The sequence below is a fragment of the Actinokineospora terrae genome (genome assembly GCF_900111175.1).
Lineage (GTDB): Bacteria > Actinomycetota > Actinomycetes > Mycobacteriales > Pseudonocardiaceae > Actinokineospora > Actinokineospora terrae.
In genome coordinates this window covers 339,479-354,094 of the sequence record NZ_FOGI01000002.1, presented here as the reverse complement: position 1 = coordinate 354,094, position 14,616 = coordinate 339,479, and the positions used below count along the sequence as shown (strand labels likewise).

At 72.2% G+C, this 14,616-nt stretch carries 11 protein-coding genes; 8 read left to right on the top strand and 3 right to left on the bottom strand.

The window, feature by feature from the left end:
- Positions 1–12 precede the first annotated feature (12 nt).
- Genes BMY07_RS04905 through BMY07_RS04885 form a run of 5 tightly spaced genes read left to right on the top strand, consistent with a single transcriptional unit; the run spans position 13 to position 5,076 of the window.
- Entirely contained in the window at positions 13–555 is a 543-nt protein-coding gene (locus BMY07_RS04905) for an OsmC family protein (protein ID WP_092775226.1), read from the top strand.
- Complete coding sequence (locus tag BMY07_RS04900) at positions 552–1,712, top strand: ABC transporter substrate-binding protein (protein ID WP_092775225.1); 1,161 nt, start codon at positions 552–554, stop codon at positions 1,710–1,712. The genes BMY07_RS04905 and BMY07_RS04900 overlap by 4 nt, the downstream gene beginning before the upstream one ends.
- Positions 1,713–3,533, top strand: a complete 1,821-nt coding sequence (locus BMY07_RS04895) for an ABC transporter permease (protein WP_092775224.1) — start codon at positions 1,713–1,715, stop codon at positions 3,531–3,533. It abuts the gene before it with no gap.
- A complete protein-coding gene (locus BMY07_RS04890; protein WP_092775223.1) occupies positions 3,530–4,372 on the top strand; it encodes an ABC transporter ATP-binding protein in 843 nt (280 codons plus the stop codon). Before BMY07_RS04895 ends, BMY07_RS04890 begins: the two co-directional genes overlap by 4 nt.
- Complete coding sequence (locus BMY07_RS04885; RefSeq protein WP_092775222.1) at positions 4,369–5,076, top strand: ABC transporter ATP-binding protein; 708 nt, start codon at positions 4,369–4,371, stop codon at positions 5,074–5,076. The genes BMY07_RS04890 and BMY07_RS04885 overlap by 4 nt, the downstream gene beginning before the upstream one ends.
- A 4-nt stretch (positions 5,077–5,080) precedes the next feature.
- On the opposite strand, the gene BMY07_RS04880 is transcribed toward BMY07_RS04885, so the two are convergent.
- On the bottom strand, positions 5,081–5,659 hold the full coding sequence (locus BMY07_RS04880; protein ID WP_092775221.1) for a hypothetical protein: 579 nt from the start codon (positions 5,657–5,659) through the stop codon (positions 5,081–5,083).
- Positions 5,660–5,881: 222 nt separating this feature from the next.
- On the opposite strand from BMY07_RS04880, the gene BMY07_RS04875 reads away from it, so the two are divergent.
- Positions 5,882–10,840, top strand: coding sequence for a preprotein translocase subunit SecA (locus BMY07_RS04875; protein WP_177215446.1), 4,959 nt, complete (start codon positions 5,882–5,884; stop codon positions 10,838–10,840).
- A 17-nt stretch (positions 10,841–10,857) separates the two neighbouring features.
- Here the strand turns inward: BMY07_RS04875 and BMY07_RS04870 are convergent, their stop codons facing one another.
- A complete protein-coding gene (locus BMY07_RS04870; RefSeq protein ID WP_092775219.1) occupies positions 10,858–11,718 on the bottom strand; it encodes an SDR family oxidoreductase in 861 nt (286 codons plus the stop codon).
- 72 nt (positions 11,719–11,790) lie between these two features.
- On the opposite strand from BMY07_RS04870, the gene BMY07_RS04865 reads away from it, so the two are divergent.
- Both BMY07_RS04865 and BMY07_RS04860 read left to right on the top strand, forming a co-directional pair.
- Positions 11,791–12,357, top strand: coding sequence for a TetR/AcrR family transcriptional regulator (locus tag BMY07_RS04865; protein ID WP_092775218.1), 567 nt, complete (start codon positions 11,791–11,793; stop codon positions 12,355–12,357).
- 98 nt (positions 12,358–12,455) lie between these two features.
- Positions 12,456–13,379 (top strand): NADP-dependent oxidoreductase, encoded by a 924-nt coding sequence (locus BMY07_RS04860; RefSeq protein ID WP_092775217.1) that lies wholly within the window; start codon positions 12,456–12,458, stop codon positions 13,377–13,379.
- Positions 13,380–13,449: 70 nt separating this feature from the next.
- Here the strand turns inward: BMY07_RS04860 and BMY07_RS04855 are convergent, their stop codons facing one another.
- Positions 13,450–14,457 carry an LLM class flavin-dependent oxidoreductase gene (locus BMY07_RS04855; RefSeq protein ID WP_245782211.1) on the bottom strand — a complete coding sequence of 336 codons (1,008 nt, stop codon included), beginning with the start codon at positions 14,455–14,457 and terminating at the stop codon, positions 13,450–13,452.
- Positions 14,458–14,616 lie beyond the last annotated feature (159 nt).

Here is a 14,616-nt window from a genome sequence, read left to right as displayed (position 1 = left end):
CCTGGAGGAACCTTGAGCACGCTGCGCGAGTACCTCGCCCAGAAACGCCGCGCCTGGCTGTCCAAACAGGACACCATCGCCACCGCCGACGTCATCACCCCGACCGCGAAGGTCAGCGCCGAGGGGCGCAGCGGTGTCCGCCGGATCCGCATCCGCGACCACCAGGTCCTCAGCGACAGCGGCCCGGACTACGCGGGCTACGACCTCGGCCCCAGCTCGCCCGAGCTGCAGCTCGGCGTCCTGGGCAGCTGCGTCACGCACATCTTCCTGATCCAGGCAGCGGCCGCCGACCTCGTCCTGGACTCCGTCGAGGTCGAGGTCACCGCCACCATCGACCCGAAGGCGGGCACGCCCGGTTTCGAGGACGTCCCGCCGTCGCCGCAGGACATCTCCTACACCGTCCAGATCGGATCGCCCGCGAGCGACGAGGAGATCGACGCGCTGTTCGCCGCCGTCGAACGGGCCTGCCCCATCTTGAACCTGTTGACCAACCCGCAGACCATCACCGGAACGGTGGTGCGGGTGCCCGCACAAAGTGAGGAAAGCGCACGATGATCAGCAGACGTGGTCTATTCACCGCAGCCGCCGGAGTGGGCGCCACCGCGGTGCTCGCCAGTTGCGGCAGGCTCTCCGGCGACCAGGCCGCCGCCGCGCCCGCCCCCGCGGCGGGCCCGATCTTCTTCGGGGTGTCGGCTCCGCTGTCCGGCGCCTCCGCCGAGTACGGCAAGATCTGGCGCACCGGCTTCGACCTCGCCCTCGACGAGATCAACGGCGCGGGCGGGGTCAACGGCCGCAAGATCGAGCTGCTCTGGGAGGACACCCAGTCCGACCAGAAGCAGTCCGTGCCGGTCGCGCAGAAGTTCGCCGGGGACAGCAGGGTGCTCGCCGAGCTCGGCGACTTCGCCAGCCCCGCCTCGATGGCCGCGTCGCCGGTGTACGAGAAGGCGCACCTCGTGCAGTTCGGCTTCACCAACTCGCACCCCGACTTCACCAAGGGCGGCGAGTACATGTGGAGCACCTCGACCACCCAGCAGGACCACGCGCCGGAGCTGGCCGAGCTGGCGAAGTCGTTGGGCACCAAGCAGGCGGTGTACTACATCAACACCGACTGGGGCAAGACCACCTGGAAGCTCTACGAGGAGCACGCCAAGAAGTCCGGCTTCGAGATCGTGCACAGCGAGGCCGTGCAGGCCGACGGGTCCGACTTCCGCCCGAGCCTGATCAACGGCCGGGACAAGGGCGCCGACGTGCTCGTGTTCATCGCCTACTACCAGGCGGCCGCCCTGCTGACGCAGCAGGCGAAGAACGTCGGACTCGGCCAGGCCAAGATCGCCCTGCCCAGCTCGGCGTACTCCCCGCAGTACATCGCGCTCGGCGGGGAGGCGACCGAGGGCGCCCAGCTGATCGTCCGCTTCCACCCCGGTGACCCCCGGCCGCAGGTGCGCGAGTTCGTCGACAAGTACCAGAAGCGCTACGGCAAGCAGCCCGACGACTTCGGCGCGGGCGCGTACGACGCGCTGAAGATCCTCGCCTGGGCGGTCGAGCACAGCGACGGCACCCGCGAGGGCGTGCGCAAGGCCTTGCTCGAGGGCAAGGACATCCCGAGCCTGCTCTACGGGCCGTTCGCCTTCCGCGAGGACCGCCGGGTGACGACGCCGAAGTCGACGCGGCTCGTGGTCAAGGGTGGCGCCTTCACGCTCGCGGGGGCGTAAGTGCTCGACACCGCCCTGGCAGGCCTGGTCAACGGCAGTTCGTACGCGCTGCTGGCGCTCGGGCTGTCGCTGATCTTCGGCGTGGCGAACGTCATCAACTTCGCGCACGCCTCGGTGTTCGCGGTCGGCGCCATGTCCGGCTGGTGGTTCTCCGTCGACCTCGACTGGCCGTTGTGGACGGTGCTGCTCGGGGTCGTGGCGGTCACCGGCCTGCTCGGGTTGGTGATCAACCTGGTCGCGGTGACCCCGCTGGCGAAGGCGCCGCCGATCGCGGCGCTGCTGTCCACCTTCGCGGTGTCGGTCGTGGTGGACAACGGCGCGCAACTGGTCTTCGGCCCGGAGACGCGGCGGTTCCCGGCGCTGCTGGCCACCGACAACCTCGGCCTGGGCGGACTGCGCTTCGGCACCCTCGACGTGACGATCCTGGTGGTCGCGATCGGGTTGATGCTGCTGCTCGGCTGGTTCCTGCGCGCCACCCGCTACGGTCGGGCGATCCGGGCGGTGGCGCAGGACCGGGACGCGGCGGCGCAGATGGGCATCCCGCTGGCCCGCGTGCAGAACCTCGCGTTCGTGGTCGCCTCCGTGCTCGGCGGCGTCGCGGGCGTGCTGGGCGGGATGTACCTGAACAACATCTCGCCGACGGTCGGGTCGACGGTGGGGATGTCGGCGTTCGCCGCCGCCACCCTCGGCGGGTTGGGCAGCCTTCCCGGCGCGGTCGCGGGCGGATTGTTGCTCGGCGTCGTGGAGGCGTTCGGGGTGTCGTGGTGGGGCGGGAACGCGCGGACGCTGATCACGTTCGCCGTGCTGCTGCTCGTGCTGTGGGTGCGGCCGTCCGGGCTGTTCGGCAAGCGGACACCGCTGGCGGCGGAGCCGATGACGGGGACGTTCTTCGGTGCCGCGCGCACCGTCCGGCTCAAGCCGTGGCAGGTCGCGGTGGCGGCTGTGGCGGCGTATGTGGTGCCCGCGGTGGCGTTGGACGACTACACGGTGCAGATCGGCGTACAGGTCGTCGTCTACGCGATCCTGGCGTTGTCTCTGACGCTGGTGTCCGGGCAGGCAGGGCAGATCTCGCTCGGACAGGCCGCTCCGCTCGCCATCGGCGCTTACACCTCTGCGCTGCTGACTACCGCTACCGGGATGGACTTCTGGTTGAGCCTGCCTGTCGCGGGTGTGGTGGCCGCGGTGCTGAGCGTGGTGTTGGTGTCACCGTCGTGGCGGCTGCGTGGGCACTACGTGTCCATCGCGACCCTCGCGACCGGGCTGCTGGTGGCCGCGGCGGCGGTGAACTTCGACTGGCTGACCAACGGGCCGTCCGGGGTGTCGGCCATCCCGCCGCCGTCGCTGTTCGGGGCCGAGGTGAGCGCGCCGCTAGCGGTGTACTTCCTGGACCTGACCATCCTGCTGGTGGTGCTGCTGCTGGTCGTGCGGCTGCGGCGGTCCACCCTCGGCCGGATCTGGTCGGCGGTGCGCGAGGACGAGGTCGCGGCGCGCTCCAGCGGCATCGCGGCGGCGGACTACAAGTCGCTCGCGTTCGGCATCGGCGGGTTCGTCGCCGGGATCGGTGGCGCGTTGTTCGCGCAGCAGTACGGCTACATCGACCCCAGCGTGTTCGGCATCTCGGTGTCGCTGCTGGCGCTGACGATCGTGGTGCTCGGCGGGCTGAACTCGCCGCTCGGGGCGGTGGTCGGCGCGATCGTGCTGGTCGGGCTGCCGGAGGCGCTGCGGATGCTGGAGGAGACCCGGATGCTCACCTACGGCCTGCTGCTGCTCGCCGTGGTGCTGTTCCGCCCGCAGGGCCTGATGGGGAAGGTGGCGCGATGACGGTCCTGGAGGTCACCGGGCTGCGGCGCTCGTTCGCCGGGCTGCGCGCGGTCGACGGGGTGTCGTTCACGGTCGGGCAGGGCGAGGTGGTGAGCGTCATCGGGCCGAACGGGTCCGGCAAGACGACCGCGCTCAACCTGGTCAGTGGCGTCCTGCGGCCCGACTCCGGTCGGGTCGGGTTCCTGGGACGCGATGTCACCGGGTGGCGACCCGAGCGCCTGGCCGAGGCCGGGTTGTCCCGCACGTTCCAGAACGGGCGGGTGTTCGGCAACCTGTCGGTCGCGGAGAATGTCCTGATTGGACTGACGTCGACGCTGGAGGCCGCCCGACCGTTGGCGCGGTGGCGGAACGTGCCCGTCTTGCGGTGGGCGTCGTTGCTCGCCGAGACGGCGGTGGCACTGGTCGAGCCGCCCTCGGTGCGACGGGAGTCGGCCGAGCGCCAGGCCGAGGTCTCGGCGCAGCTCGACCGGTTCGGCGACCGGCTGACCCCACGCGCCTCCGACGCGGCACACACCTTGTCGTACGCGAACCGGCGCCGGACGGAGATCGCCCGCGCCCTGGCCGCGAGCCCGGCGCTGCTGGTGCTCGACGAGCCGACGGCCGGGATGAACCCGGCGGAGACGGCGGAGGTGCTGGAGCAGCTGCTGGCGCTGAAGGCGACCGGGCAGACGATCCTGCTGGTGGAGCACAAGATCGACCTCGTGATGCGGCTCTCGGACCGGGTGCTGGTGCTCGACGCGGGCGCGGTGATCGCCGCGGGCACGCCGGACGAGGTCCGCACCGACCCCCGGGTCATCGAGGCCTACCTCGGCAAACGACGAACGGTGGCGCGCCCATGAGCCTGCTGGAACTGGACTCGGTGTCGGTGTTCTACGGTCAGACGCAGGCGCTGTACGACGTGAGCCTGGTGGTGGAGCCGGGTGAGATCGTGTGCCTGCTCGGCGGGAACGCCTCCGGGAAGTCCACGACGATGAAGACGATCCTGGGGTTGACCACGCCGCGCACCGGGGAGGTGCGGCTGGCGGGGGAGCGGGTGAGCAGGCTGGCGCCCGCCGGGCGGATCCGGCGCGGGCTGGCCTCGGTCCCGGAGGCGCGGCGGGTGTTCCCGGAGATGTCGGTGGAGGACAACCTGCTGACCGGCGCGTTCACCCGCCGCAGCGGGGTCAGGGCCGAACTGGCGTCGGTGTACGAGTCGTTCCCGCGTCTGGCCGAACGCCGCCGCCAACCCGCGGGGACGCTCTCCGGCGGCGAGCAGCAGATGCTGGCCTTCGGCCGCGCCCTGATGAGCGCCCCGACGCTGATCTGCATGGACGAGCCCACCATGGGCCTGGCCCCGATCTTCGTCGACCGCGTCCTCGACCTCATCGCCGCCCTCAACCGCGACCGCGGCCTCGCCGTGCTCATGGTCGAGCAGAACGCCGAGCTGGCCCTCTCCATCGCCCACCGCGGCTACGTCCTCAACACCGGCCACATCGCGCTCTCCGGCCCGGCCGCCGCCCTCATCGACAACCCCGCCATCCGCACGGCGTACCTGGGCGCCTGACCGGTCAGCAGCCCAGGGTGAGCGGGGTGGTGGGGCGGGCGGTCGCGGGGTCGAGGGTGATGTCGATGTCGTCGGGGCGGGAGACGAGGACGCGGACGGTGTCGGCGCCGGTCCACCGCACACCGTTGAGGGTGGCGGTGTCGGAGTTGACGCAGCCGAGGTCCCACGAGCGGGCAGTGGGCCAGCTCCCGGTGGTCACGCGGAGTTGCCACGACGGGGTCATCCCGGTGTAGCCCTGGGAGACGACGACTTCCCGTTCGCCGTTGGGAGAGGCGTGCCGGGACTGTTCGACGGGCGCGACGGTCATGGAGGCGACGAGCGCGCCGAAGGCCGCCCAGCAGAGCGCGAGCGCCGAGAACGCGCCGATCAGGAACGGCCGCCAGGCGTTGTGGTCGACCACCAACCAGCACACGAACGCCACCATCGCGATCGCGATAGTCCCGAACAGCACCGGCTGGTCCAACCACCCCAGCACGACGTACCCACCCGGTCGCCGCCGCCCGACCACGACGGCCGCGACCACCACCACCGCCACCGCGGCAGGCAAGATCCACTGCCGGTTCCGCACCGAGGTCTCACTCATGGTGACCGGATGCTACGGCAGCACGGGTGCCATCCCCGGCAGCGCCGAAGGCGTGTCCCGACCGCCACCGGAATCCGCCGACGCCGGAAACAGCGGAATTCGAAAAGTGCTTCCGATTCCCGATCCGAGAAGGACTTCGGGCGGACCGAATGGTCGCGGAATCGCGCGCGCGGATACCGGACACCGGGTAACGCGAGCGCGAGCGCGCCGACGTTCCTGGTTGTGAAGGCAGAGGGGTTGGTCACCCGGCTGGTGGCCTCGGTCGTCTACCGGAAGATCGGCGCGTCCGTCCGCCGGGTGCGGGAACTGCGCGAGGGGTACGCGGAACTGCCCGACGACAAGGTGATCGGCGCGGTCCGGGCGATGCTGGACACCCCGAAGGTCGGCCGCGGGGTCGCCGACGACCTCGACGTCACCCGGCTGATGGGCTACGAGGTGGGCGAGGCGGAGGTCGAGGCCGTCGCGCTGGCGTGCGAGTGCTTCACCCGCTTCCCGCCCGCCCCACTGGAACGCGGCGCGCAACCGCACGAGCAGCAGGTGCTGGCCGCGCTGTACCTGGTCGGTGGCGCGCTGGTGCAGATGGACACCGGCGAGGGCAAGACCTTCGCGCTGATGTTCGCCGCGGTGGCGCTGTTGCGCGAGCACCGGCAGGTCGTGATCATCACCGCCAACCCCTACCTGGCCGCCCGCGACGCCGCGGCGTGCGGCAGCTACCTCGGCGCGCTCGGCGTCAGCACCGGCCTCGTCCTGCCCGAGCGCTACCCGACCGAGGACTGGCCGGGCTGGGACGCCTCGGTCGTCTACACCACCACCGAGATGTACCTGTTCACGGTCATGGAGTCGGACATGGCCGCGCTCTCCCGCGACCGGGACACCACCGACGCGGCCGTGCTGCTCGACGAGGCCGACTCGGTCCTGCTGGAGAAGGCGAGCTGCCAGGCGAGCAAGACCCGCACCGTCGCCCCGCACCTGAAGGACTGGCGGATCGCCCTCGACGTGGCCGCCCGGCTGCGCCCGGAGCACGTCGAGGTCACCCCCGGCGAGGTGCAGGCGGTGCTCACCCCGGCGGGCGAGATCGAGGTCGACCGCCAGGTCAGCCCGTCAGCGGCCGACGAGGGGCCGCTGGTCCTGCTGCGCGATGTCGAACTCGCCTACGCCGCGCTGCACCTGGCCGTCGAGGGGCACGACTACCAGGTCAACGACGGGGCGCTGGAACCGCTGGACGCGGGCAGCGGGTGGCCGGTGCTGTTCTCCGCCCCCGGCTGGGCCGCGCCGCTGGCCAAGCACCTCGGAGTCCTGCCGCGGGCCACGACCAGGACCATGCACATCGTCGACGGCATCGACGTGCTCGCCCGCGGCCCGCACGTGGCGGGCGCGTCCGGGACGCTGATCGGCGAGGCGCTGGAGTACCTGCTGATGCTGTCCATCCCGGTGGTCGCCATCGAGCCGAGGGTGCCGCGCAGGCAGCGCGACCTGCCCGACCGGTACTTCCCGACCGCGGCCACCGCGGCCGCCCACGTCGTGCGGACGGCGCGGGAGCACGTGCCGACCCGGCCCGTCCTGGTGCTGACCGGCTCCACCAAGGACGCCGCCCTCATCGCCGCCGAGCTCGCCGCCACCGCGCCCGCCGGGGTCGAGGTCCGCTACGCCACCGCGGAGACCGTGGCCGGTGAGCGCATGTTCGCCGACGCGGGCCGCCCCGGGGTCGCGGTCGTGTCCACCAGGGCCGCGGGCCGCGGCGTGGACATCCGGCTCGACGAGGCGGCCCGCCGGGGCGGCGGGGTGCTGCTGATCATGGTCGGGCACGCGGTCGAGCGGCGCGTCGACCGGCAGATGCTGGGTCGGGTCGGGCGGAGCGGGGATGAGTACAGCGCGTACTTCGTCAACTCTCTCGAGGACCCGCTGATGCGGTCGCTGTCGATCCCGCTGCGCTCGGTGTGGGACGGCGCGGGCGACACCGGCCTGACCGGGCCCCACATCACCAGGGGCCTCGCGTCCCTGCAGCGGGTGCGCCGCCGGGCCCGGCTGCAGGAGTTCGCGTTCAAGGTCAACCGCAGCCGCGCCGACGCGGACGGGCACCTGTTCATCAGCCGCTGGTACCGGAACCTGCAATCCAGCGGCACCCCCACCCAGGTGGGCACGGACTTCGTCGCCGCGCTCACCTCGGCCGTCGCGGAGCGGCTGGTGCCCCAGTTCGGCGACGGCGTGCTGAGCGCCGAGCAGGCCAGGTCCGTCGCCCAGCTCGTCGCGACGCTCACCGGGGTGCCGGACGCCGCGCCCGCGGTCGAGGTGTCGCTCACCGGCCAGGAACGCGACGAGGCCCTGCGCCGCGTCGAACGCGGGCTCGCGGATCTGCTCGTGGAACCTTTGGCGCGCAACGAGTCCGTGTGCCGGGAACGGGACCGGTTCCAGGGAGGTGAGGTCAGGCGGGTCATCGGACCGCGCGTGCGGCGGATGCTGGTGGCGATGACCGCCCGCCTGGTCGACTCCGCGTTGGACGACCCCACACCGGACGGTTGGGCTCGCCTGCGCCGGTGGTACCCCGTTCGGATCCCGGCCGACGTCGTCACCCGTCCCGCGGCGGGGTGGGACGAGCCGGGAAGGGCGCGGGCGCACGAGGTCTACCGCGAACAGGCGCTCGCCTACTACGCCTCGCGCGAGGCCGCTGTCGAGAGCCGATTCGGTCCACTCGGGACGCGAGCCGTGGAGTGGTCGCTCCTGCGCGACGCCGCCGACGCCTGGACGGAGTGGACCACGGCGAACGCCCCGGCCGTGTGGGTCCCCTGGTTCGTGGAGTTCTACCTCCGTTTCGTCCTCCTGTACCTGCGCGATCTCGACGGCCCGGACCTGTCCGCGGTGATCCGGGCCGCGACGCCGCGGTGGCACGAGGCCGACGAGCAGTGGCCGCTACCGCTCGACCACTCCCCGGCGGTCGCCGCGATCGAGCCCGCGGCCGCCGAACAGGGAACCGACGCCGGGTGCTCCGTCCTCGTGGACCCCGCTGGTGGACCTGACAACCCGGAAGCACCGGCCCGGACCGAGGACGTCGAGCCTCTACCTCCCGCCGAGTCCTACGACGAGTGGCTGGCTGAGACCAGGGAGCTGTTCGTGCGGGCCGGTAACGCCATGCGGGCGGCCACCCCCGAGCAGGCGGTCGGCGACTGGGCCGACACCGAGGAGTTCCTGGCGCGGGTGGCGACCGCGGCCGCGCCCCGGCGCACGACGCGGTCGATCGCGTACGAGTCGATCGCCGCGGTGCCCGAGTCCTACCTGTCGGACGCCCTGCGGCGGATCCACCAGGTGCGCAACCGGCACCTGTCGCAGGCCAAGAACGAGTACGCCTACCGGGAGGCCCGCCAGGACGCCGCGGTCGAGGCCGAGGGCAGGCTGATCGAGCAGGTGTACCGCAACCTGCTGCGCGCGGGCGACCCGGACGGCCTGGACGACCTGTTCGCTGGCCGGGAGCACCCGGTCGACACACCGGCACCACGTCCCGACCCGGGCTGGCGGGTGGCCCCACCCCCGACCGGGGCCACGACGCCGCGGTCGGACGCGGTGCCGGTCGACCGGGCCGGGGTGGTCCTGTACTTCGTGGACGCGCTGGTCGCCAGGGAGGGGGACCGGGTCCCGCCGCGCGAGCAGCTGCTGCCCGCGCTCGACGCCATCCTCGACGAGTGCCCGCTGGAGACGCTGGGCGACCCGGCCAGGGTCCGCACCGCGGTGGACAGGTGGGTGCACAGCGAGCAACGCCGCAAGCTCGCCCCCTGGCGCAGGCGCGCGCTCGACCGGTGCGTCCGCGAGTTCCTGGACTTCCTCTTCGAGCGGGGACTCGCCGCGCGCCGTCCACGGGGGTTGCGCGCCTCGGCGACCGCGGCGCTGCGCAGGTTCGCCTCCCGCTTCACCAGCACCAAGGGCGTCATGGGGTTGGCCGCGGCCTTCGGCGTGTTAGCCCTGTCCGGCGTGCTGAGCGCGTTCACCATCGCGGAACCGGTGGCGTTGCCCGCGGGCCTGGACCTGCTGGACCGACTCCTCACCGGCGGGCTGCTCGCCGAAGGCAACGCCCTCGGTGTCGCCATCATCCCGATGGTGCTGGCCGTGGTCCTCCCGTGGACCTTGCACGGGGTCGAGAGCCTGCGCGGCCAGCACGGCATCGAGCGCGCGACCTTCATCGTGCTGCTCGTGCTCGTCGAGGCGTGGACGTTCTGGCGGGTCGACGGCCCGTTGTCCGCCGTGGGCGTGGTGCTCGCCACCGGGTTCGCCGCGGTGACGCTGCGGAACCTGGCCTGGCTCGCCGAGAACATGATCCAGTTGCGGGTGCTCGCGGGCATCGTCGCGATCTGCGTCGCCACCACCGTCCCGGCGTACCTCTCCGGACCCGGCGGCGCCCTGGTGGTGCCCGCGGTGACCGCGGTGTCGGTGCTGCTCCAGGTCGTCACCACCCGGGTGCGGCGCGACGGGGTGCGGGTGAAGTCGCTCGTGGTCGACGGTGAGCAGGGCGACGTGGTCCGCACCGAGCGCCGGGTCGCGATCCGGCTGACCTGGCAGGCGTACGGGCCCGCCCTCGCCGCCGCCTGGCTGACCGGCTGGGCGTTCGACGGGGTGGAGCCCGCCGCGGCCGCCGCGGTGCGGGTCGTGGTCTACGCCGTGGTGCTCGTCGTGTTCGCGATGGCCGTCGCCAAGTCCGCCACCGGCCTCGAGCACTGGCAACGCCGCATGCGCGCGGCCGACCAGGAGTACCTGCCCACCCGCGCCGCCCCCACCCTCGACACCCGCCTGCGCCTGCTGCGCCGCCGGATCCGGCTGCGCGAGATCGCCCTCGCCGCCGTGATCACCGGCGTGCCCCTGGTCGCCCTGGCGGGCACACCCGGTCTCGTGCCACCCGCGGGTCTCACGCCGGTCCTGCTCGCGCTGACCTGCACGACCCTCGCCGTCGTCCTGGTCGACTTCGCCGCCGTCTTCCTGCGCAGCGCCGCCGCCGTCCTCGGCGTCAGCGGCGCGGCCATGTCCTCGGTGGGCGACGGCGAGGACCCCGAGCTCAAGGAAGGCGTGCGGTACGTGCTCAAGCGGACCGCCCGCAAGCTGAGCATCGCCCTGTTCGCCTTCCTCGCGCTCAAGCAGGTCTCCGACGTCCTCAGCGTCTGGGAGCTCGTCGGCGACCTGTGGAAGTGGTTCACGGGGTAGCGACCGGGTTCACCGGCTCACCAGGCCGCGCGGATCTGGGTGGCGTTCTCGCGGAGGAAGGTGTCGAAGGTGCTGGGGGAGCGGGAGGTCAGGGTTGCCACGTCGGTGCTGACGGGGGCGAGGCGGCCGGACGCCACTTCGGCGAAGAGGGTGGCCACGTCGGTGGCGAAGGAGTCGGGGAGGCCGAGTGTGGTGAGGTGGGTGGCGAAGTCGGCGGCGGGGAGGTCGAGGTAGCGGATCCCCCGGCCGACGAAGGCGGACAGCTTCTCGGCGATCTCGCTGTGGGTCAGCGATTCCGGGCCGGTGAGGACGAAGGTCTCGCCGGGGCGCGGGTCGGTCAGGGTGGCGGCCGCCGCGGCGGCGATGTCCTCGCAGTCGACATAGGACACTCCGGCGTCGCCGTAGGCGCCGAGCAGGTGGCCGTCGTGGGTGGTGACCGCGGTGCCGGTGCTGAAGTTCTGCATGAAACCGTTGGGCTGCAGGATGGTCCACGCGAGGCCCGAGGCCTTCAGGTACTCCTCGATCACCCCGTGCGCGCCCTCGGCCAGCTTGCCGCCCACCCGCGCGTGCCACACCGACAGCTTCACCACGTGCGACACGCCCGCCGCCACCGCCGCGTCGATCACGGCCAACTGCTGGCGGACCATCGGCTGCTCACCGGCCGCGGGCACGGCCCCGCCCGCGTTGAGGAACACCCGGTCGACGCCCTTCAACGCCGCGGACAGGGTCGCCGGGTCGTCGAAGTCGCCGACCGCGTACCGGCCGCCCAGGGCGTCGCCCTTGGCCGGGTCGCGCACGAACGCCGTGGTCGGGGTGCCCGCCAGGCGCCGCACCAGGCGGCGGCCGACCGAACCCGACGCGCCGGTTACCAGGATCATCGTTCCTCCACTAACCTGAGGGTGCCTCGAACTACTAAGTCGAGGCTACCTCGAATTAGCCCGGAGCCGACAGTGCCCCCTTCCGGACGCCCCCGCGCGGACGCCCGCGCCAACCGCCTGCGCCTCTTGACCGAGGCCGACGCCGTGTTCCGCGAGCAGGGCACCGGCGCGTCCCTGGAGGCCATCGCCAAGCGGGCGGGCGTCGCGATCGGCACCCTCTACGGCCACTTCCCGACCCGCCGGGCCCTGCTCAGCGCGTTGATGACCGAGCGCAACGAGGCCGTCTTCGCCGCCGGGGACGCCCTGTCCGCCGAACCGCCCGACCGCGCACTCCGCACCTGGATCCAGCTCACCGTGACCCACGCCGCCACCTACAGCGGCCTGGCCGCCCTGCTGGCCGACGGCACCGACGACGCGTCCTCGGAACTGCATGCCTCGTGCGTCCGCATGACCGAGATCGGCGACACGCTCCTGCGCCGTGCCATCGACGCGGGCACGATCCACCCCACCACCACCAGCGCCGACCTGAACACCCTCACCACGGCCTGCGCGCTGGCCCGCGAACACACCACCGCGGAACAGGCGGATCGCCTGGTGGCCATCACCTTCACCGGCCTGCTCGTGCGGACGTCCCAGTAGTGGTTGTGCGCCAACGGTTGTTTATTCCCCACGCCCGGCTGGTGAGACGGCGGTCCCGGCCTGCCTAGCATCGGGAGGAGACCGAGAAGGGGAGTGCGATGGGGACATTTCGCGCGGTGGAGTTCGACGAGTTCGGCGCGCCGGAGGTGCTGCACGTCGTCGAGCGCGACGTGGTCGAGCCGGGGCCGGGGCAGGTGCGGATCAGGGTCCGGGCCGCCGGGGTCAACCCGGTCGACTGGAAGATCCGCTCCGGGCTGCTGGCCGGGGTCAGGGAGACGCCGTTCCCGTACGTCGTCGGCGGTGACGTCGCGGGCGTGGTCGAGGCGGTCGGGCCGGACGTGACCGGGTACGCGGTGGGCGACGAGGTGCTGGCCGCGACCGGCCGGGGTGGCTACGCGGAGGTCGTGATCACCGATGTCGCCACGGTCGCGGCGAAGCCCGCCGAGGTCGGGTGGGAGCTGGCGGCGACGCTGCCGGTGGCGGCCAACACGACGTACGCGGTGTTCGACGAGATCCGGCCGGTGGCGGGGGAGACGATCGTCATCCACGGTGCCGCGGGCGGGGTCGGCACGGTGGCCGTGCAGATCGCGGTCGACCTCGGCCTGCGGGTGATCGCGACGGCGAGCGAGGCCAACCACGACTACCTGCGCGGTCTCGGCGCCGAACCCACCACCTACGGCGACGGCGTCGTGGACCGCGTCCGCGCCCTGGCCCCGGACGGCGTGGACCTGGCCTACGACGTCTCCGGCCACGGCGGCGCGCGGTCCCTGGTGGACCTGGTCGGCGACACCGACCGCGTCGTGACCATCGCCGACTTCGAGGCCCCCGAATACGGCGTCCGCTTCATCCGCGGCATCGACGAGGAGAAGGTCAGCGACCGCCTCACCGCCGCCGCCACCCTCGCCGCCAAGAACAAACTCTCAGTTCCGATCGCCGCGACCTACCCCCTCACCGACGCCGCCGAAGCCCACCGCGTCAGCGCGGAAGGCCACGTGCGGGGCAAGCTGATCCTGCTCCCCTGACCGAACACCGTGCCTCCGCCGGGAAGTGTGTCTCCGCCGGGAAGTGCTCGAACTTCCCGGCGGAGCCCGACTACTGTCCCGGTTGCCAGCCGAGGGCGGGCCCGAGGTGGGTGGCGATGTCGGTGAGGATCTGGGTGTAGTCGGGTGGGTCGAAGGCGAAGGGGAGGGCGAACGCCACCTCCGAGACCTCGCGGAACGCGGCGTGGGCGTGCAGGCGGTCGGCGATTTCCGTTGAGGTGCCTACGATGTCCGGGGCGAACATCATCCGTTGTGGACCCTGGGGCGTCGTGGTTCGAGGGGTGCGGCTTTCCGCGTACGCCTCGTACTTAGCCCGCTGCTCCGCGGTGGCCGAGTCGGTGGGGATCACGACGAGGCCCTGGGAGACGCGCGCTTTGTCGCCTTCTGGGTGGTGGGCGCGGAACTCGCGGATGTGGGACAGCTGGACCTCGGCGAAGTCCTCGGACTGCTCGGCCTTGACCACGCTGCTGGTCAGGAAGTTCATCCCGTTCTCGCCCGCCCACCGCGCCGAACCCAAGCTGCCACCGCCGTACCAGAGTCTGCTGCCGAGACCGGGGGAGTGCGGTTGCACGCGATCGGAGAACACCTCGAAGCCCTCGTCGCCACCGAACGTCGACGCCCTCTCGCCGCGGACCAGGTCGAGCAGCCTGCGCACGCGCGTGTAGCTGAAGTCCTCCGCCTCGGCGGTGTCCGGGTACAACGCTTCCTTCACCGCGTCGTAGTGGATCGGCGGGCCGACGCTCACGCCCGGGTTCAGCCGCCCACCGGACAGGACGTCCACAGTGGCCAGGTCCTCCGCCAGCCGCAGCGGGTTCTCCCAGCCGAGCGGGATGACGGCCGTGCCGAGGTGGATCCGGCTGGTGCGCTGGGACGCCGCCGCCAGCACCGCGACCGGCGAGGAGATGCCGTACTGCAGGTGCCGGTGCCGCACCCACGCGCTGTCGAACCCGAGCCGCTCCCCGAGCTCGATCACCTCCAGCGTCGTCTCGTGCCCCGCCCGCGGATCGGCCCCGTCGAACAGCCCGATCGTCAGGAATCCCAGTTTCCGCAACGCACCCACGCGACCCTCCCACGCTCCCGGTACCGCCGAGTCTGCCCGCGTACCACCACCCGGGCGCGCCGGTTCCACCATTCGGACACCGGATCAGTGAGCCTGGGCAGCGTTGTGGCGGGGAGTCCAGCATGCGAACTCGCGGTCCGCCCGGCCCGGGCTCTGTGA

Coding starts and splice junctions, on each gene's coding strand:
- BMY07_RS04885 (WP_092775222.1), top strand. CDS start 4,369: ATGAGCCTGCTGGAACTGGACTCGGTGTCGGTGTTCTACGGTCAGACG.
- BMY07_RS04880 (WP_092775221.1), bottom strand. CDS start 5,659: ATGAGTGAGACCTCGGTGCGGAACCGGCAGTGGATCTTGCCTGCCGCG.
- BMY07_RS04860 (WP_092775217.1), top strand. CDS start 12,456: ATGGGGACATTTCGCGCGGTGGAGTTCGACGAGTTCGGCGCGCCGGAG.
- BMY07_RS04900 (WP_092775225.1), top strand. CDS start 552: ATGATCAGCAGACGTGGTCTATTCACCGCAGCCGCCGGAGTGGGCGCC.
- BMY07_RS04890 (WP_092775223.1), top strand. CDS start 3,530: ATGACGGTCCTGGAGGTCACCGGGCTGCGGCGCTCGTTCGCCGGGCTG.
- BMY07_RS04870 (WP_092775219.1), bottom strand. CDS start 11,718: ATGATCCTGGTAACCGGCGCGTCGGGTTCGGTCGGCCGCCGCCTGGTG.